General features: G+C 62.5%; 18 protein-coding genes. 8 read left to right on the forward strand and 10 right to left on the reverse strand.

Annotated elements, in window-relative coordinates:
- Nucleotides 1-71: 71 nt before the first annotated feature.
- The 3 genes from C0V73_RS09020 to topA all read right to left on the reverse strand — a co-directional run bounded on the left by C0V73_RS09020 (nt 72) and on the right by topA (nt 5,588).
- Nucleotides 72-506: a DUF983 domain-containing protein gene (locus C0V73_RS09020; protein ID WP_102019697.1), complete on the reverse strand. Its 435-nt coding sequence runs from the start codon at nt 504-506 to the stop codon at nt 72-74.
- A gap of 22 nt (nt 507-528) precedes the next feature.
- Nucleotides 529-2,784 carry a ribonuclease R gene (gene rnr, locus C0V73_RS09025; protein ID WP_280951003.1) on the reverse strand — a complete coding sequence of 752 codons (2,256 nt, stop codon included), beginning with the start codon at nt 2,782-2,784 and terminating at the stop codon, nt 529-531.
- A 101-nt stretch (nt 2,785-2,885) separates the two neighbouring features.
- Nucleotides 2,886-5,588 (reverse strand): type I DNA topoisomerase, encoded by a 2,703-nt coding sequence (gene topA, locus C0V73_RS09030; RefSeq protein ID WP_102019699.1) that lies wholly within the window; start codon nt 5,586-5,588, stop codon nt 2,886-2,888.
- 502 nt (nt 5,589-6,090) lie between these two features.
- On the opposite strand from topA, the gene C0V73_RS09035 reads away from it, so the two are divergent.
- Nucleotides 6,091-6,324 carry a hypothetical protein gene (locus C0V73_RS09035; protein WP_102019700.1) on the forward strand — a complete coding sequence of 78 codons (234 nt, stop codon included), beginning with the start codon at nt 6,091-6,093 and terminating at the stop codon, nt 6,322-6,324.
- Here C0V73_RS09035 and dprA read toward each other — a convergent pair.
- The 4 genes from dprA to C0V73_RS09055 are packed head-to-tail and all read right to left on the reverse strand — an operon-like array spanning nt 6,277 to nt 10,322.
- On the reverse strand, nt 6,277-7,434 hold the full coding sequence (dprA, locus tag C0V73_RS09040; protein ID WP_102019701.1) for a DNA-processing protein DprA: 1,158 nt from the start codon (nt 7,432-7,434) through the stop codon (nt 6,277-6,279). The two genes, C0V73_RS09035 and dprA, sit on opposite strands and share 48 nt — an antisense overlap.
- 9 nt (nt 7,435-7,443) lie before the next feature.
- Nucleotides 7,444-8,055: a glycerol-3-phosphate 1-O-acyltransferase PlsY gene (gene plsY / locus C0V73_RS09045; RefSeq protein ID WP_102019702.1), complete on the reverse strand. Its 612-nt coding sequence runs from the start codon at nt 8,053-8,055 to the stop codon at nt 7,444-7,446.
- A 21-nt stretch (nt 8,056-8,076) separates the two neighbouring features.
- Complete coding sequence (locus C0V73_RS09050; RefSeq protein ID WP_102019703.1) at nt 8,077-9,369, reverse strand: dihydroorotase; 1,293 nt, start codon at nt 9,367-9,369, stop codon at nt 8,077-8,079.
- Nucleotides 9,366-10,322, reverse strand: coding sequence for an aspartate carbamoyltransferase catalytic subunit (locus C0V73_RS09055; RefSeq protein WP_102019704.1), 957 nt, complete (start codon nt 10,320-10,322; stop codon nt 9,366-9,368). Before C0V73_RS09055 ends, C0V73_RS09050 begins: the two co-directional genes overlap by 4 nt.
- Nucleotides 10,323-10,541: 219 nt before the next feature.
- Between C0V73_RS09055 and C0V73_RS09060 the strand changes: the two genes are divergently transcribed.
- On the forward strand, nt 10,542-12,185 hold the full coding sequence (locus tag C0V73_RS09060) for an acyl-CoA dehydrogenase family protein (RefSeq protein WP_102019705.1): 1,644 nt from the start codon (nt 10,542-10,544) through the stop codon (nt 12,183-12,185).
- On the opposite strand, the gene C0V73_RS09065 is transcribed toward C0V73_RS09060, so the two are convergent.
- On the reverse strand, nt 12,167-13,102 hold the full coding sequence (locus C0V73_RS09065; protein ID WP_102019706.1) for an AEC family transporter: 936 nt from the start codon (nt 13,100-13,102) through the stop codon (nt 12,167-12,169). The genes C0V73_RS09060 and C0V73_RS09065 overlap by 19 nt on opposite strands.
- 143 nt (nt 13,103-13,245) lie before the next feature.
- On the opposite strand from C0V73_RS09065, the gene C0V73_RS09070 reads away from it, so the two are divergent.
- Together C0V73_RS09070 and C0V73_RS09075 are read left to right on the forward strand one after the other, a co-directional pair.
- Entirely contained in the window at nt 13,246-13,491 is a 246-nt protein-coding gene (locus C0V73_RS09070; protein WP_102019707.1) for a hypothetical protein, read from the forward strand.
- A complete protein-coding gene (locus C0V73_RS09075; RefSeq protein WP_102019708.1) occupies nt 13,488-13,823 on the forward strand; it encodes a DUF6105 family protein in 336 nt (111 codons plus the stop codon). Before C0V73_RS09070 ends, C0V73_RS09075 begins: the two co-directional genes overlap by 4 nt.
- On the opposite strand, the gene ruvX is transcribed toward C0V73_RS09075, so the two are convergent.
- Entirely contained in the window at nt 13,757-14,254 is a 498-nt protein-coding gene (ruvX, locus tag C0V73_RS09080) for a Holliday junction resolvase RuvX (RefSeq protein WP_102019709.1), read from the reverse strand. The two genes, C0V73_RS09075 and ruvX, sit on opposite strands and share 67 nt — an antisense overlap.
- Before the next feature lie 18 nt (nt 14,255-14,272).
- A complete protein-coding gene (locus tag C0V73_RS09085) occupies nt 14,273-14,569 on the reverse strand; it encodes an alkylphosphonate utilization protein (protein ID WP_102019710.1) in 297 nt (98 codons plus the stop codon).
- A gap of 146 nt (nt 14,570-14,715) precedes the next feature.
- On the opposite strand from C0V73_RS09085, the gene C0V73_RS09090 reads away from it, so the two are divergent.
- From C0V73_RS09090 to C0V73_RS09105, 4 genes are all read left to right on the forward strand, one after another.
- Complete coding sequence (locus tag C0V73_RS09090; protein ID WP_102019711.1) at nt 14,716-15,420, forward strand: metal-dependent hydrolase; 705 nt, start codon at nt 14,716-14,718, stop codon at nt 15,418-15,420.
- 66 nt (nt 15,421-15,486) lie between these two features.
- The gene (gatC, locus tag C0V73_RS09095) at nt 15,487-15,774 is read left to right on the forward strand and encodes an Asp-tRNA(Asn)/Glu-tRNA(Gln) amidotransferase subunit GatC (RefSeq protein ID WP_102019712.1); all 288 of its coding nucleotides are present in this window, start codon (nt 15,487-15,489) and stop codon (nt 15,772-15,774) included.
- Nucleotides 15,775-15,851: 77 nt separating this feature from the next.
- Nucleotides 15,852-17,333, forward strand: coding sequence for an Asp-tRNA(Asn)/Glu-tRNA(Gln) amidotransferase subunit GatA (gatA, locus tag C0V73_RS09100; protein WP_102019713.1), 1,482 nt, complete (start codon nt 15,852-15,854; stop codon nt 17,331-17,333).
- A 20-nt stretch (nt 17,334-17,353) separates the two neighbouring features.
- Nucleotides 17,354-17,809, forward strand: a complete 456-nt coding sequence (locus tag C0V73_RS09105; RefSeq protein ID WP_143708323.1) for a GNAT family N-acetyltransferase — start codon at nt 17,354-17,356, stop codon at nt 17,807-17,809.
- Nucleotides 17,810-17,825: the final 16 nt, after the last annotated feature.

A 17,825-nucleotide genomic window follows, 5' to 3' on the forward strand; every position in this document is an offset into this window, starting at 1 on the left:
ACCGTAAATCTCAGTCCTATCGGTAAACGACCAAAGTCAGGTGACGGCTTTTTGTGGGCTCAAGCCGGCCGTCAGGACGGCTCGACGTCGTCAGCCTCGCCGCCAAAGCCGTGCATGCGCAGGGCCCATTGCAAGCCCACGACGCCGCCTTTGATCGGCTGCAGGCAGAGCAGCGAGGTGATGACCCCGATTGGTGCCCAGATCGCGAAATGCACCCAGGCCGGCAGCACGAAGACCAGATCGGTCGCCATGAAGCCGCCGACGAGCACATGGCCGAGGATCAGGATCACCAGATAGGCCGGCAGATCGTCTGCCCGATGATGGTGATAGTCCTCGCCGCAGGCCGCGCAATTGTCGACGACCTTCAGATAGCTGCGAAACAGCTTGCCCGAGCCACAGGCCGGGCACTGGTTCAGCATGCCGCGCTTGATCGACCGGCCGAGCGGGCGTTCGATCTTCTCCTCTGCGCCGTATTGGATCGTCACATGGGTCTGGTTGGCGGTCATGGTTGCCTCCGGGGCGAGAGTGTCAACGTCGCGAGCGCGGCGGGCGTGTGCCTGGCTGTTTCTGGCCACGTCGTCCCGACTTGTGGAAGGACCGCGTGCCCGCTGGCATCTTGCGCCCCTCGCTCAGCATTTCAAAGCGCAGAGCGCCAGCAAGAGGCACGGCCTCCACCAGCTTGACCTCGATGGTATCGCCCAGCTGATAACCCAGCCCGGACTTTTCGCCCGTCAGGGCCTGATGTGCTTCATCGTAGATATAGTAGTCCCGGCCCAGTGTTGAAACCGGGATAAAGCCATCTGCGCCAAATTGCGGCAGGGCGACGAACAGACCGGACTTTGTCACGCCCCGGATTTGTCCCTCGAACTCATCGCCGATGCGCCCGGCAAGGTGGTGCGCGATCAGCCGGTTGACGGTGTCACGCTCGGCGGCCATCGCCCGGCGCTCGAAGGTCGAGATCTCGGCGGCGATATCCTCGAGGCTCGCTTCCTCGTCTGGCGTGATCCCGCCTTCGCCCAAGCCCAGCGACCCCACCAGCGCCCTGTGCACGATCAGGTCGGCATACCGGCGGATGGGGGAGGTGAAGTGGGCATACTTCATCAGGTTGAGGCCGAAATGGCCGATATTGTCGGGACTGTAGATCGCCTGGCTCTGGCTGCGCAGCACCATCTCGTTGACGATGGTCTGGTGCGGCGTGTCCTGCGCCTTGGACAGAATGCCGTTGAACGAATTGGACCGCATATTGCCGCCCTTGACCAGGGACATGCCGAGGGTGGCGAGGAACTCGCGCAGCACTTCCTGCTTGGCAAGCGTCGGGGCGTCATGGATGCGGTAGATCAGCGCCTGGCGCTTCTTCTCCAGCGTCTCGGCAGCCGAGACGTTGGCCTGGATCATCATCTCCTCGATCAGCTTGTGTGCGTCGAGGCGTTCCGGAACATGCACGCGGTCGACCGTGCCGTCTTCCCGCAGAATGATCTTGCGCTCGGGCATATCGAGCTCGAGCGGTTGGCGCCGGTCGCGCCCGCGCTTCATGACCTCATAGGCATGCCACAGGGGTTTAAGGATCGGCTCCAGCAGCGGGCCGGTCTTCTCGTCCGTTTTGCCGTCGATCGCCGCCTGCGCCTGCTGATAGGACAGCTTGGCCGCACTCTTCATCATGATGCGGTGGAAGGTGTGGCTCGCCTTGCGGCCCTCATGCGAGAAGACCATGCGCACGGCAAGCGCCGGCCGGTCGACGCCCTCGCGCAGCGAGCAGAGATCGTTGGATATCCGTTCGGGAAGCATCGGCACGACGCGGTCCGGGAAATAGACGGAGTTGCCGCGCTTCAGCGCCTCGCGATCCAGCGCCGATTTCGGCCGGATGTAATAGGAGACGTCGGCGATCGCCACCGTCACGATCACGCCATCAGGATTGTCGGGTGACGTGTCCAGCTCGGCATAGACGGCGTCGTCATGGTCCTTGGCATCATGCGGGTCGATGGTGATCAGCGGCAGGTCGCGCCAGTCTTCCCGATGCGACATGGAGGCGGGTTTCGCCTCTTCGGCCTCTGATATCACCGATTGCGGAAATATATGCGGAATGCCATGCGCATGGATCGCGATCATCGAGATCGCCTTCTCCGAGGCGACCGATCCGACGACGTTGAGCACCTTGGCCCGCGTCAGCCCAAGGCGGCTCGCACGCCCGACTTCTACCTCGACGAGATCGCCATCCTTGGCCTCGCCGATATCGGTGGCGTCGATCTGCATTTCCTCGCCGCGCCGCTCGATCGGCATCAGGCGTGCGCCACCATCCGGCATCATCCGCACGACGCCCATGACCGCACCGACCTGACGGTCGAGGATCTTGATCACACGGGCCGTATAGGCAGGACCGGAACGGTCCTTGTTGGCGAAGATCTTGGCAAGCACCCGGTCGCCCAGGCCGCCAACTGGCGTCTTGCCCTTCGAGCGGTCGGAGCTTGATTGGCGGATGAGCACGGCGGGTGCCGCACCGGCCTCGTCGGGCCATTCCGCCGGGCGGCCGATCAGCTCGCCGTCCTTGTCGCGGGTGGTGATGTCGAGCACGGTAACCGGGGGCAGGGCGCCCGGTCGTGTCAGCGACTTGCGGCTCTTCTGCACCAGCCCGTCGTTTTCGAGATCCTTCAGCGCCTGCTTGAGCTCCACCCGCTGCTCGCCCTTGAGCCCGAAGGCCTTGGCGATCTCCCGCTTCGAAGCGCGCTCCGGATTGTCCGTGATGAACTGCATCAGCACTTCACGCGGCGGGACCTCACCGTGGATCAGGGCGGTGGGGTTCTCGCTCCTCGACTTGGCCGCGCCTTCCGCTCGCCGGCTCTTGCGGTTGCCGGAGCCGGGTGTCTCGGAGGGGTCGCGGAATCTCTTGCTCAAGTCGCACTCTTCTTTGTTGTTTTCGCCTTGGCAGCGGCCTTGGCCGGAGCCTTCTTGGCGGCTGTAGCCTTTGGCTTGGCAGCAGCCTTCTTCGGCTTTGCCGCTGCACCGTCTTCCGACTTTGCCTTGGCAGCCTTGGCCGGAGCCTTCTTCGCCTTGGCCTTGCCGCCGCCATCCTTCGCCGCGCGCTCCGCGATCAGCACAAGCGCTTCCTCGACGGTGATCGCCTGCGGATCCTTGCCCTTCGGCAGCGTCGCGTTGACCTTACCCCAATTGACGTAGGGTCCGAAACGGCCGTCACGAACGGTCATCGCGCCACCATCGGGATGGTCGCCGAGTTCCTTCAGAGCCACCGCTGCCGCGCGGCCACGGCCACCCGGATTGGCTTTCTTTTCGGCAAGCACGGTGACGGCGCGGTTGAGACCGATCGACAGCACATCCTCGATGCCTTCGAGATTGGCATAGGTGCCGTCATGCAGCACGAAGGGTCCGTAGCGACCGAGACCTGCAGAGATCATCTTGCCGGTTTCCGGATGCGCGCCGACGTCGCGCGGCAGCGACAGCAGCGAGAGCGCCTTCTCGAAGTCGATGTCAGCCGGCGCCCAGCCCTTCGGCAGCGAGGAGCGCTTGGCTTCCTTGCCATCGCCACGCTGGACGTAAGGTCCGAAACGTCCCGAGCGCAGCGTGATCTCTTCCTCGGTCACCGGATCCTTGCCCAGCGCCCTCGGTTCGTTGCTGCCATTGGCCTCTGCCTCGGCACCACCTTCAGAGGATAGCTGACGGGTAAAGTTACATTCCGGATAGTTCGAGCAGCCGACGAATGCGCCGTATTTGCCGAGCTTCAGCGAAAGATTGCCCGTGCCGCAGACCTGGCAGATGCGCGGATCAGACCCGTCTTCGCGCTTCGGGAAGACGAGCGGAGCGAGCGCCTCGTTCAGGGCGTCGAGCACGTTGGTGACGCGCAGTTCCTTGGTGTCTTCGATCTGGGCGAAGAAGTCCTGCCAGAAGGCACGCAACACGTCCTTCCAGTTCAATTCACCGGCGGAGATCTTGTCGAGCTTCTCTTCGAGATCGGCGGTAAAGTCGTATTCGACATATTTGGTGAAGAAGTTTTCGAGGAAGGCCGTGACCAGCCGTCCCTTGGAATGCGGGATCAGCTTGCGCTTGTCCATGATGACATATTCGCGATCGCTGAGCGTCTTCAGCGTCGCGGCATAGGTCGACGGACGGCCGATGCCGAGCTCTTCCATCTTCTTGATCAGCGAGGCTTCCGAGTAACGCGGCGGCGGCTCAGTGAAATGCTGGCTCGAATTGATCTTGTTCTTGGCCAAGGCCTCGCGGGCATTAATCTCGGGCAGGCGGCCATCCTCGTCGTCGCCATCCTCCGCCGGTTCGCCCTCTTCGCGCTGGTCGGTATAGGCGGCGATGAAGCCGTCGAAACGGATGACGGAGCCCACGGCACGCAGCCCGGCCTTGTCGCCCTTGTTGTCAGCCAGGATCTCGACCGTCGTACGCTCGATTTCGGCAGACGCCATTTGGCTGGCGATACCGCGCTTCCAGATCAGGTCGTAGAGCCGCAGCTGGTCGGCATCAAGGAAACGGCGCACCTTGTCCGGCGAGCGGTTGAAGTCGGTCGGGCGGATCGCTTCGTGGGCTTCCTGGGCGTTCTTCGCCTTGGTCGAATAGATGCGTGCCTTTTCCGGCACGTAGCGCGGACCGAACTGATCAAGAACGGCCGAACGGGCAGCCTCGATCGCTTCGGGCGCCATCTGTACGCCGTCGGTACGCATGTAGGTGATCAGACCGACGGTCTCGCCGCCGATATCGATACCTTCATAGAGCTTCTGCGCGACCTGCATGGTGCGCGATGCCGAGAAGCCGAGCTTAGAGGAGGCTGCCTGCTGCAGGGTGGAGGTGGTGAAGGGCGGGCCCGGATTGCGCTTGACCGGCTTTGCCTCAACGCTGTCGACGGCAAAGGCTGCACCTTCGAGCAGGGCCTTGATACCAGCGGCCTGATCACCATTGGTGACCGAGTTGCGCTGCATGCGCTTGCCCTGATGCGAAACGAGCTTCGCCTCAAACTCGTCACCGCGCGGCGTCTTCAGAAGCGCGGAGATGTTCCAGTATTCCTCAGCAACGAAGCGCTCGATCTCGGTCTCTCGGTCGCAGACGAGGCGCAGCGCCACCGACTGCACGCGGCCGGCAGAGCGAGCGCCGGGAAGCTTGCGCCAGAGAACCGGCGAGAGATTGAAGCCGACGAGATAGTCCAGAGCACGGCGTGCGAGATAGGCATCGACCAGCGGTGTGTCGATGTCGCGCGGATTGGCCATGGCATCGAGCACGGCCTTCTTGGTGATCGCGTTGAAGACGACGCGCTTCACAGGCTTGTCGCCAATCACGCGCTTCTTCTTCAGGAGGTCGAGCACATGCCAGGAAATGGCTTCCCCTTCGCGATCCGGGTCGGTCGCGAGGAACAGGCCGTCAGAGGACTTCACCGCATCGGCGATGTCCTTCATCCGCTTTTGCGAGGCCGTATCGACCTCCCAGAACATCTCGAAATCCTGGTCCGGCAGAACGGAGCCATCCTTGGCTGGCAGATCGCGCACATGGCCAAACGAGGCGAGCACCTTGTATCCGGGACCCAGATACTTGTTGATCGTCTTGGCCTTGGCCGGGGATTCTACGACTACGACGTTCATTGGACAGATGTACCTTCAACGCATCCGATCCGCGGCACCGCACCACAGTCTTCGGAACACGGTTTTCCGACATGGAGGGCGAAACGCCTGCGGTCAAGAGGCTGAGACCAAAGATCGTGGATTAGAACCCATGCAATAACCCTGAATTGAGCCTCCGGGGACAGCAAACGGGAGAGCAAGCAAGCCTCACCGCCTGACGAGACCGACGCCCTCAGGTTGCCGATTTCGAGATTGCCCGAAGGGCTGTTCGCCCTTGGTGTTCCGTGGTTGCCGAATTCCAAGACCGGGCCTTCCGCTCCGCCCACAATTTTTTCCAGGGATGAACCCGAAACCGCCGACCCTTGGTTATTTTTAATCGATGATCTCTGGCATTGGCTCGCAACACAATGCAACTTTTGGGAGATGCTGGGTAGATTGCAATCTGAGATAAATGATCTATTGTATTTTGCAGGGAAAGGCGAGGCCAGGTTGTAGCGGCCTCCGTTGTTGACGGGCGAGAGCGATGGCACGAGACACAGTCGAGACGAATGGTCGCGGTACCCGCACGATGGAGAATATTGCCTACATCCGCCAGATGCTCGCGGAGTTGCGGCTGGTTGCGGAAAACGAAGGCGCCGAGATGCTGTGCTACCTGATCGAGATGGCCTATGTGGAGGCGGGAGACGTCCAGTCCGGCCGTCGCGCGCTGTCAATCCATCATGCTCAGCGAGACAAAGCCTCCCGCATGCCGCTCTAGCCGTCCGGCGATATCGAGTTCCAGCAGCACCAGATAGACGGATGAAGCAGCGAGCCCCGTATGCCGGATGATGTCGTCGATCTCGACAGGTGTCGGGCCCAATGCCTGGATGATGACCAGACGCTCGTCGTCATTCGGGGGCGGCGCCAGTGGCCGTTCACCGCCATCGTCTCTTCCGGGTTCGTCGGCCTCACTTGCACTGAAGAGATCGAGCTCTGAAATCGGGGCGAGTGCCTGCAACACGTCCTGCGGCTTGGTGGTAACCGTCGCGCCATCCTTGAGCAGCCCGTTTGTCCCCTCGCAACGAGGATCGAGCGGCGAGCCGGGCACAGCAAAGACCAGCCGCCCGAACTCACCGGCAAGCCTTGCCGTGATCAGTGAGCCTGAGCGCGCGGCCGCCTCGATCACCACGACCCCAAGCGCAACACCCGCGATCAACCGGTTGCGCCGGGGAAAATCCCGCGCCCGCGGCTCCCAGCCGAAGGGCATTTCGGAGATGGCAAGTCCCCGTCCGCTGCAGATCTGGTCGAGCAGATCGATATTCTCGGGCGGATAGGGTTGGTCGAGCCCGCCGGCCATGGCCGCAATCGTGCCGGTCTCAAGGCTTGCCCGATGCGCCGCCGCATCGATCCCCCGCGCAAGGCCCGACACGATGGAATAGCCGGCGCGACCGATCTCCCGCGCCATCATCGCTGCGAATTTGGTGCCGCTGATCGAGGCGTTGCGCGATCCCACAATGCCGACTGCGGGTAGGGTGGCGACATCAAGATCACCCTTGGCCGCAATCAGGGGAGGGGCAGCATCGATCTGTCTGAGAGCCGAGGGATAGTCCGGCTCGCCGATGCCGATGAAGCGCGCACCGAAGCGGTGGGCCGTTTCGATCTCTCGTTCGGCATCCGCGACGGTCGCAATGCGGATGGCGCGGGTCGAGCCGCCTCGGCGTGAGAGTTCGGGAAGCGCGTCGAGAGCAGCCTCGGCCGAGCCGAAATGGTTGATCAAGTCCCGGAAGGTCGCCGGGCCGACATTGTCGCTGCGGATCAGCCTCAGCCAGGCGATCCTCTGGCGGTCCGTCAGCGCAATCCCTTTTCGTCTTGCGCTGTCTGACCTCATGGCTTTCCTCTAGCCTTTTTTGCCGATCTTGCTTTCTGTTCCCGCGATCAGCCGCTCGATATTCTGCTTGTGACGCCAGTAGGTGATGATCGTCATCACGGCTGTCACGACGGCCGCTTCTTCAACCCCGAGTATCCACAATACAACCGGAATGACAAGTGTGGCGACGAGCGCGGACAACGAAGAGTAGCGGGTGATGAAAGCGACCGAGAGCCAGGCGACGGCGAAGACGAGTACCATCAGCGGAGCAACGCCGAGCAGGGTGCCGATATAGGTCGCGACACCCTTGCCACCCTTGAAGCCCAGCCAGACCGGGAAGAGATGGCCGATAAAGGCGGCGAAACCACCGAACAGCGCCGCATTATGCCCGAACACCGCATGCGCGATCAGCGCTGCCGCCGTCGCCTTCAGCGCGTCGAGAAGAAGCGTCGCAGCCGCGAGCTTCTTGTTGCCGGTGCGCAAGACGTTGGTCGCACCGATATTGCCCGAGCCGATCGAGCGCAGGTCGCCGAGGCCGGCCATCTTCGTCAGAACGAGACCGAAGGGGATGGAGCCGAGCAGGTAACCGAACAGGAGAACGATGGCGAGATTGGCCCAGCCGAGAGCGGAAAAGTCGATCATGGGTATCCGTGTCCCTGTTCGTTAAAGACTATGGACGCACTGGCCGTCGACAAAGGTCGCAACGGCCCGGCCCGAGAAGCGAGCATCTTCGAAGGGCGTGTTCTTCGAGCGCGCAAGCAGGCTGTCGCGCGACACCAGCCACGGCTCGTCGAGATCGATAAGCGCGATGTCGCCTGGTGCACCCACCTTCAACGTGCCGCCCGGCAGTCCGAAGATCTCAGCCGGCCGCGTCGACATGGCATCGATCAGCCGCATCAGCGGCACTTGGCCGGCATGATGCAGGCGAAGGGCAGCCGAGAGCATGGTCTCGAGCCCGATCGCCCCGTCGGCAGCCTCGCCGAAGGGCAGGCGCTTGGTGTCGACGTCCTGCGGATCATGCGAGGAGACGATGATGTCGATCTGGCCCTTGGCCAGCGCATCGACCATCGCCATGCGATCGTCTTCCGAGCGCAGCGGCGGGTAGAGCTTGAAGAAGGTCCGATACTCGCCGATGTCGTTTTCGTTGAGGCTCAGGTGATTGATCGAGATGCCGCAGGTGACCTTGGCGCCACGCTTGCGGGCCACTTGGATCGCCTCGACCGATTCCGGCACCGAGATCTGCGACGCGTGATACTTTGCCCGCGTCAGTGCTGCGATGCGCAGGTCACGCTCGAGCGGAATGATCTCGGTTTCGCGCGGGATGCCGCCAAGCCCGAGCCAGCTGGCGAGCAGCCCCTCGTTCATTACGCCATTGGCGGCGAGATATTTCTCCCGCGTTTCGAGCGCGATGACGGCCCCGAATTCGCGCGCATAGGTCATCGCGCGCCGCAGCACCTGTGTGTCGTTCAGCCCGTAGCGACCATTGGTGAAGGCAACCGCACCGGCCTGCTGCAAGAGACCCATCTCGGTCATCTCGGCGCTCGTCATGCCCTTGGTCAGAGCCGCTGCCGGATAGACATTGACACTGGCGGTATCTCGGGCGGTCTTCTTGACGAACTCGACAAGCGCGATGTCGTCGATGACAGGGTCCGTCTCCGGCATCATGATGAAGGAGGTGATGCCCCCAGCTGCTGCCGCACGGCTCGCCGACGCGATCGTCTCGCGATGTTCCGAACCCGGTTCGCCGACAAAGACGCGGGCATCGACGAGACCCGGAACGGCGGTGAGGCCTCGGGCATCCCGAATTTCGGCGCCCTCAGGCGCGCCCTGGTTCTGGGCATCCGCGCCAGAAGCGACGATCAGTCCGTCATGGCCGACGATGATGGTGCCGACTTCGTCGAGCGTGCGCGAGGGATCAACGATCCGGACATTCTTGAGAAGAAGAGGCTTTCTCATGCGCCCATTCCCTCCGAACGCGGTCCCTGGTTCTGCGACACCAGCAGCGTCTCCATGACGGCCATGCGAACCGCGACCCCCATCTCGACCTGGCTCTCGATCACGCTTTGCGGACCGTCGGCGACTTCCGAAGCGATCTCGACGCCGCGGTTCATCGGTCCCGGATGCATGACGAGTGCATCCTCCTTGGCGACCTTCAGCTTTTCAGCATCAAGGCCGTAGAAGTGGAAGTACTCACGCACCGACGGCACGAAGGAGCCCGACATGCGCTCACGCTGCAGACGCAGCATCATCACGACATCAGCATCCTTCAGCCCTTCCTTCATGTCATGGAAGACCTCGCAGCCCATGTCGGCGATGCCGGCTGGCAGCAGCGTCGCGGGTGCGACGACGCGGACGCGGGCACCCATGGCATTGAGCAGCAGGATATTGGAGCGCGCCACGCGCGAATGCAGCACGTCGCCGCAGATCGCGACGATGATGCGCGACAGCTTGCCCTTGGCGCGCCGGATGGTGAGCGCGTCCAGCAGCGCCTGGGTCGGATGCTCGTGTTGCCCGTCACCGGCATTGACCACCGAGCAGGCGACCTTCTGCGCGAGTAGGGCGGCAGCCCCCGCAGAGGAGTGGCGCACCACAAGCACATCCGGCCGCATGGCGTTCAGCGTCATGGCCGTGTCGATCAGCGTTTCGCCCTTTTTGACAGACGAGTTGCCGACCGACATGTTCATCACGTCGGCGCCAAGGCGTTTGCCTGCGAGCTCGAACGAGGCTTGTGTCCGCGTCGAGGCTTCGAAGAAGAGGTTGATCTGGGTGAGGCCCCTCAGCGTGGAAGTCTTCTTCTCCCGCTGGCGGCTGATTTTGACGGCTTCGTCTGCCTTGTCGAGAAGGAACGTGATGTCCTGCTCGGTAAGGCCCTTGATGCCGATGAGATGGCGATGGGGAAAGAAGACCATGGACGTCCTCCTGAGATGTCACGCGGTCTATAAAGTGTGGGATCGGGCCGGGCAAGCACATGCTAGGTGGATTGACGCACGGTCCCCATGTAATAGAGCGAACAGAAGGTAGGGAACACCGGCGCCTTGATGCGCCCTGGATGCTTCGACCGCAGTGGAATTATGAAGGCGAAGCGTTGGCGGCCCAGCGCGCGCCTTCTCATGAGATCGGCAGGATTGATGAACCGGACGGAAGAAAAACTCGCAGCGCTGAACCAGCCCAAACCTTGGTCCGGCGTCAATGCCTACCGGTCCGATCCGTTGCTCGTCGATCTGACATCCTCGCTGTCGCGCCCGCTGCGCGAGGAATATGACGTAATCGGCAAATACGTCACTTCGCCGGAAGCCCAGGAACTGGCGCGTATGGCCAATGCCAGCCCGCCGCAGCTCAGAACCCATGGCGTGCGCGGCGAACGCCTCGACGTCGTCGAATTCCACCCCGCCTGGCACGCCCTGATGCGCCGCTCGATGGCCTCCGGCCTGCACTCCTCCGTCTGGGAAAATGCGCCGGAAGCCCGTGGCCATGAGCACAAGGCGCGTGCCGTCCGTTTCTTCCTCACCGCCCAGCTCGAATCGGGTCATCTCTGCCCGCTCACCATGACCAGTGCCTCGGTCGCTGCCCTTGTTGCATCGCCGGCTGTCCAGAAGGAATGGACGCCGCGTATCCTGTCGCGCAAATACGACAGCAGCAACAAGCCGCCGATGCAGAAGAGCGCCGTCACCATCGGCATGGGCATGACCGAGAAGCAGGGCGGCACGGATGTCCGCGCCAACACCACGACTGGCGAACGGGTGGGCGAGGGGATCTACCGCCTCGCTGGCCACAAGTGGTTCATGTCCGCCCCGATGAGCGACGCCTTCGTCATGCTCGCCCAGACCAAGGATGGCATGGGCTGCTTCCTCGTGCCGCGCCTTCTGGAAGATGGCTCCGCCAACGGGCTGGAATTCCAGCGCCTGAAGGACAAGCTCGGCAACCGCTCGAATGCCTCTTCCGAAGTCGAGTTCTCCGAGACCTTCGGTTTCCTCTTGGGCACACCGGGCGACGGCGTGCGCACCATCCTCGACATGGTGACGCTGACACGCCTCGACTGCGCGCTCTCCTCTGCTGGTATGATGCGTGCATCGATGGCCGAAGCCGTGCATCACGTGCGCGGCCGCGCCGTTTTCGGCAAGAACCTCATCGATCAGCCGATGATGACGCGTGTCCTGGCCGACATGGCGCTCGATGTTGCTGCTGCCACCGCACTTGCCTTCCGCTTGGCCGACAGCTTCGACAAGGCGCGTGAAAACCCTGTCGATGCAGCCTACGCCCGCGTCATGACGCCCGTCGCCAAATACTGGATCTGCAAGATCGCGCCATCGCTGATCTACGAAGCCATGGAATGCATCGGCGGCAGTGGTTATGTCGAGGAACGCCCGATTGCGAGGCATTATCGCGAAGCCCCGGTCAATGCGATCTGGGAAGGCTCCGGCAATGTCATGGCGCTGGATGTCTTGCGTGTGCTGAGCCGCGGCAAGGATCTCTTCGAAACGCTGTTTGCCGGTCTCGAGCGGGATCTCGGTCCCTCGGGCAAGAAGACCGTGGAAGTCCTGCGTGCCGCAACGGCGCTTGCCGAGCGCGACGAGGCCGCCGGCCGTCTGCTGATTGAGCAACTGGCGCTCGCGGCCGGTGCCGCCGAGCTTTATCGCCTGGGCGCCGGCAAGATCGCCGATGCCTTCCTCGAATCACGCTTGGCTGGCGGCTGGCGCCATACCTATGGCGTGCTCGATGCGCGCTTCGATTCCCGCTACGTGCTCGACCTGCTTTATCCGCCCGCCACCTGAGCCGCGAGATAGAGGATCACAGGGATCGTGAAAAAGGCAGCGACCGTCTGCACGGTGGCCGCTGCCGCATAGAGATCGGCATCACCGCCCATCTGCTTGGCGAGCACATAGCCGTTCATCGCGGTCGGCACGGCTGCACCCAGCGCGATCATCACGACGATCTCGCCTGAGAGCCCGAAGGCGAGGGCAAGGGCGACCGCGACGACTGGAAAAACGATCAGCTTGAGCAGCAGTGTCAGCAAAACGCTCGGCTGCGGCTTCAGCGCGTCGGCGATCCTCAGCCCCGCACCGACGGTCACAAGACCCAAGCCCAGCGAGGCGCTGGCGACCAGGTCAACCGCAGTCATCAGCGGCGCATAGACGGTCAGCCCAGCAAGGTTCACGGCAACGCCCAGTGCCGCACCGATGATGATGGGGTTGGTGACGATTCGCACGACGAAGGTCTTGAGATTGCGGCTTTCGCCGGAAAACCAGACCATGATGCCGACATTGATCAGGTTGAGCGGCACGATGATGGAGGCCATGATCACCGCGATGACCGTCAGACCTGTCGCACCGGTCAACTTTTCCGCAATGGCGAGCGCCATGAAACCGTTCCAGCGCGTCGAGGTCTGGAAGACGGAGGTATAAGCAGGCCCGCCCATGCCGCTCCGCTTGAGAAGTGGCCAGAGCGCCAGCACAAGACCCGTCATCACGCCAACGGCGAGCAAGGAGACAAAACCCACGCTGCCACTGTCCAAGGCGGAGAAGTCGGCCGATGACAGCGTCTGGAACAGAAGCGCCGGGAAGAGGACGAAATAGCCGAACTGCTCGAGCCCGCCCCAGAAGCTCTCATTGATCAGTGACGTTCGCTTCAGCACCACGCCGAGAATCACGAGCAGGAAGATCGGCAGGATGCTTTCGAAGATGATCAGCATGGCGGGTCCAGGATGGCGGGCAGGGGAGGGGTAGACCCGGAAAACCCTGCATTCAATCGAAATTCGTGTCCGGGCGACATTTTCAGCCAAGTGGCTGAAACTGCTCATCCACAGGCGCTGTTAACCTTAACAAAGGGTTTGCGTTGCGCAGCGACGCCGAACGGGCCACCTTTTGGGCGGGACAGACGTTAAAGGGTACAGTGGTGACGGACGCTGTTTGTGCACGGCCGGTGGCGACCATCATGATGATGGTGTTTTTCTCGGGGTTGGCGCTCGATATCGCCGTCCCTGCGACCGTGCTGACGGCGATGGCGTCACTGAAATGGCTGGTGGAAAGCTGGCCGGCGGCAAATGATTTGCCGTTCGATCAAAAGGCGGAAACGGCATGAAGACACTTCTGCTCTTGTGGGCTTTGCCCATCACGATCTTGGGCGCCTGGTACGGTCTGTCCTACTATGACATGAGCTTCGGCATCTTCATGCTGACACGCGACGCCCATGATCTCGTCTTCCAGATCTATGGAAACGTGCTCGGCATCGCGCCCGAAACAATCCCGCCGCTGGTCCTGCGCGCGATCATCGTCGACAGCTTGATCCTGTTTGCGATCATCGGCTTCCGCCGCCGCAAGCAGATCAAGGCCTGGTGGATTGCCCGTCAGGAAAAGTCGGCAGCGCTGTCCGAAGTGCGGGCAAGTCCCGAAAGCCTGTCCAGCGCGCCTTGAAGGATGAAGCTCGCAGCGGCGGAATCGATCCGTTCGCTGCGTTTGGCACGTGACACGTCCATTTCCAGCAGCGCCCGTTCGGCCGCCACCGTTGACAGCCGCTCGTCCCAATAGACGAAGGGGATGTCGGTCTTTTCCGACATCGAGCGCACGAAGGCGCGCGTCGCCTGTACACGCGGTCCGGATGAGCCGTCCATATTGACCGGCAGTCCGATCACGAAGGCGACGATCTTCTCTTTGGCAGCAAAGGCGAGAAGCACCTCGGCATCCTGCGTGAACTTCACACGCTTGATCACGGGGCGAGGGGTGGCGAAGCGCCGGCCGAGATCGGAGGCAGATAGCCCAATGGTTTTCGTGCCGAGGTCGAGCCCGGCAATTGCCTCACCGGGTTTCAACTGTGCTGCCAGTTCCTCGATCGTCAGCGTCGCCATGCCCACCCGTCCTGTTCTTTAGCGCTTGCGCACGAATTCGGTTCTGAGCACGAGGCCCTTGATCCCGTCGAAGCGGCAGTCGATTTCCTCGGGATCATCCGTCAGCCGGATCGAGCGGATGACTGTGCCTTGCTTCAGCGTCTGGCCGGCACCTTTGACCTTGAGGTCCTTGATTAGAACCACCGAATCGCCATCGGCAAGCTCGGTTCCGGAGGCGTCGCGGGCAGTGGGCTTGGCCGCTGCTGCAGCTGCAACCTCGGACGCCGGACGCCATTCGCCGGTCGCCTCGTCATACACGTAGTCGTCATCGGCCATGGTCGTTCCTTTCTTGCACTCAGCGCTACGGCTGTCATGCTCGTCGCTTAAACCGTCCGGACCGGCGAGGCAACTCGACGCCCCGTTGCCGAAGGCCCGGCTTGCCATATATTCCGACCGACATTTCAAGACCGGAGACTGACATCATGAAAATCACCTGGCTCGGCCATGCCGCCTTCCGCCTCGACTCGGCCAAGGCCTCGATCCTCATCGACCCCTTCCTGACCCACAATCCGGGCTTTGCCGGTCTCGACCGGAAGGACATGACCAAGGGCATCACCCATATCCTGCTGACCCACGGTCATGGCGACCATGTCGGCGACACGGTCCAGCTCGCCAAGGAAACCGGCGCCACGGTTCTGGCCAATGCCGATCTTGCCGCCTGGCTCGGCACCAAGGGCGTCGACAAGCTGGAAATGGGCAACACCGGCGGAACGATCCATTTCGAAGGCTTCACGGTCACCTTCACCAATGCACTGCATTCCTCCGCGCAAGTGACCGAAGACGGCGTTTCCCACGCGCTCGGCAATGCAAACGGCCTGATGATGCATTTCGAGGACGAAGCCTCGGTCCTGCACATGGGCGACACCGACATCTTCTCCGACATGAAGCTGATCAACGAACTGCATCAGCCGGATGTCGGTCTCGTTCCGATCGGCGACCGCTTCACCATGGGCGGTGCGGTCGCGGCACTGGCCTGCCAGCGCTTCTTCGACTTCAAGACGGCGATCCCCTGCCACTACGGATCCTTCCCGATCATCGACCAGACGCCGGAGAAATTCGTCGCTGGCATGGACGGAACCCGCACCCGCGTCGTCGCCCCGCAGGCAGGCTCAGCCGTCGAGGTCTGACAAACCCCGTTGCCTCAGCGCTTGACGGCCATTATAGCGAAGAAAACAGCTTATCCGGAGAATGCCATGTCTGTTGACCTCGCCACCGTCAAGCGCGTCGCCCGCCTTGCCCGCCTCGCCGTGAGTGCGGAGGATGCTGCGCGCATGACCGGAGAGCTGAACGGCATTCTGGGCTTTGTCGAGCAGCTGGACGAAGTGGATGTCACGGGCGTCGAGCCGATGACATCGGTTACGCCCATGGCGATGAAGAAGCGTGCAGACGTGGTCACCGACGGCAACAAGGCCGATGCCATTGTCGCCAATGCGCCGGCCACCGACCGCAATTTCTTCCAGGTGCCGAAGGTCGTCGAATAAGACCGACCTCTGCCCCCTGAGCCAGCCTCCCGAATTTTCCGCCCCGAAGGGCGAAGACAGTCTGAAGTGAAACGACCATGAGCGAACTGACCAGCCTCACCATCGCCGAAGCCCGCGCGAAACTCGCCGCAAAGGAGATCAAGGCCGTCGAACTGACGGATGCTTATATTTCCGCGATCGAGGCAGCGAATGGCGCGCTGAACGCTTATGTCGCTGTCACGCCCGACATCGCCCGCGACATGGCAAAGGCGTCCGACGCGCGTATCGCCGACGGCAAGGCTGGTGTGCTGGAAGGCATTCCGCTCGGCGTCAAGGATCTCTTCGCCACCAAGGGCGTGCACACCCAGGCCTGCAGCCACATCCTCGACGGCTTCAAGCCGGAATATGAATCGACCGTCACCACCAATCTGTGGGACGCCGGCGCCGTCATGCTCGGCAAGCTTAACATGGACGAATTCGCCATGGGCTCGTCGAACGAGAGTTCCTATTACGGCCCGGCCGTGAACCCTTGGAAGGCTTCGGGCTCCGACGACAAGCTTGTTCCGGGTGGCTCGTCCGGTGGTTCGGCCGCTGCCGTCGCCGCCCATCTCTGCGCAGGTGCGACTGCAACCGATACCGGCGGCTCTATCCGTCAGCCGGCCGCCTTCACCGGCACCGTCGGCATCAAGCCGACCTACGGCCGCTGCTCGCGCTGGGGTGTTGTCGCCTTCGCCTCGTCGCTCGACCAGGCCGGTCCGATCGCCCGTGACGTGCGCGATGCCGCGATCCTGCTGAAGTCCATGGCCAGCACCGATGCGAAGGACACGACGTCAGTCGATCTACCCGTGCCGGACTATGAAAAGGCCATCGGCGGCTCCGTGAAGGGCATGAAGATCGGCATCCCCCGCGAATACCGCATTGACGGCATGTCGGAAGAGATCCTGGCGCTCTGGCAACAGGGCATCGCCTGGCTGAAGGAAGCCGGAGCCGAGATTGTCGACATCTCCCTGCCGCACACGAAATACGCCCTTCCGGCCTATTATATCGTGGCGCCTGCCGAAGCCTCGTCGAACCTCGCCCGTTACGACGGCGTCCGCTACGGCCTGCGCGTTGACAGCAAGGACATTGCCGACATGTACGAAAAGACCCGCGCTGCCGGCTTTGGCAAGGAAGTTCAGCGCCGCATCATGATCGGCACCTATGTGCTGTCGGCCGGTTACTACGACGCCTATTACCTGAAGGCCCAGAAGGTCCGCACGCTGATCAAGCGCGACTTCGAACTCGCCTTCGAAGCCGGCGTCGACGCGATCCTGACGCCGATCACGCCGTCGTCTGCCTTCGCCATCGGCGACAAGGAACTCGCGGCCGATCCGGTCAAGATGTACCAGCAGGACGTCTTCAGCATCACGCTGAACATGGCGGGCCTGCCGGGTATCTCCGTTCCCGCGGGCCTCGACAGCCGGGGCCTGCCGCTCGGCCTTCAGGTCATCGGCAAGCCCTTTGAGGAGGAAACCCTCTTCAAGACCGCCCACGTCATAGAACAGGCAGCCGGCAAGTTCACGCCGGCCAAGTGGTGGTAAAGGACTTCGTCATCAGGGACATGATAGCGGCCGATGCAGACAGCGTCGGCCGTGTCGGTTTCGAGGCATGGGCGGCCAATCCGGTGTTGAACGCCTATGGCGTCGACATGATGGTGCGCATTCGCTTGAGCTTCCGCCGCTTTGCCCAGGACCGTTTCAGCCTGATCACCATCGGCGAACTCGGTGGCGAGATCGCCGGCTGGACCGCCCGCGAAGGCGCGCGGGACTACATCTCCGATCTCTGGGTCAGCCCCGCCCATCAGGGGCTGGGCATCGGCTCCGCCCTTGTCTCGGCAACGCTGCGGGAGATGCGCTCCGAAGGCCTGAAGCGGGCGCGGATCGATACCCACGCCGCAAACGAAAGCGCCATCCGGCTCTACAAGGACTTAGGATTTTCCATCGTCTGGCGCGGTATGCAGCATTCCCCATCCATGGGCATGATGGTGGAAAAGGTGAAGATGCAGCAGGTGTTCTGAAAGCTCTCTAAGCTGG

This window comes from Rhizobium sp. TH135, from assembly GCF_002855515.1.
Taxonomy (GTDB): Bacteria; Pseudomonadota; Alphaproteobacteria; order Rhizobiales; family Rhizobiaceae; genus Allorhizobium.

Bases quoted from the DNA above. Each gene is read 5' to 3' on its own strand.
- C0V73_RS09065 (WP_102019706.1), bottom strand. From the start codon at position 13,102: ATGCTGATCATCTTCGAAAGCATCCTGCCGATCTTCCTGCTCGTGATT.
- plsY (WP_102019702.1), bottom strand. From the start codon at position 8,055: ATGATCGACTTTTCCGCTCTCGGCTGGGCCAATCTCGCCATCGTTCTC.
- C0V73_RS09105 (WP_143708323.1), top strand. From the start codon at position 17,354: ATGATAGCGGCCGATGCAGACAGCGTCGGCCGTGTCGGTTTCGAGGCA.
- C0V73_RS09020 (WP_102019697.1), bottom strand. From the start codon at position 506: ATGACCGCCAACCAGACCCATGTGACGATCCAATACGGCGCAGAGGAG.
- gatC (WP_102019712.1), top strand. From the start codon at position 15,487: ATGTCTGTTGACCTCGCCACCGTCAAGCGCGTCGCCCGCCTTGCCCGC.
- dprA (WP_102019701.1), bottom strand. From the start codon at position 7,434: ATGAGGTCAGACAGCGCAAGACGAAAAGGGATTGCGCTGACGGACCGC.
- ruvX (WP_102019709.1), bottom strand. From the start codon at position 14,254: ATGGCGACGCTGACGATCGAGGAACTGGCAGCACAGTTGAAACCCGGT.
- gatA (WP_102019713.1), top strand. From the start codon at position 15,852: ATGAGCGAACTGACCAGCCTCACCATCGCCGAAGCCCGCGCGAAACTC.
- C0V73_RS09090 (WP_102019711.1), top strand. From the start codon at position 14,716: ATGAAAATCACCTGGCTCGGCCATGCCGCCTTCCGCCTCGACTCGGCC.
- C0V73_RS09085 (WP_102019710.1), bottom strand. From the start codon at position 14,569: ATGGCCGATGACGACTACGTGTATGACGAGGCGACCGGCGAATGGCGT.
- topA (WP_102019699.1), bottom strand. From the start codon at position 5,588: ATGAACGTCGTAGTCGTAGAATCCCCGGCCAAGGCCAAGACGATCAAC.
- C0V73_RS09050 (WP_102019703.1), bottom strand. From the start codon at position 9,369: ATGAGAAAGCCTCTTCTTCTCAAGAATGTCCGGATCGTTGATCCCTCG.
- C0V73_RS09055 (WP_102019704.1), bottom strand. From the start codon at position 10,322: ATGGTCTTCTTTCCCCATCGCCATCTCATCGGCATCAAGGGCCTTACC.
- C0V73_RS09035 (WP_102019700.1), top strand. From the start codon at position 6,091: ATGGCACGAGACACAGTCGAGACGAATGGTCGCGGTACCCGCACGATG.
- C0V73_RS09060 (WP_102019705.1), top strand. From the start codon at position 10,542: ATGAACCGGACGGAAGAAAAACTCGCAGCGCTGAACCAGCCCAAACCT.
- C0V73_RS09075 (WP_102019708.1), top strand. From the start codon at position 13,488: ATGAAGACACTTCTGCTCTTGTGGGCTTTGCCCATCACGATCTTGGGC.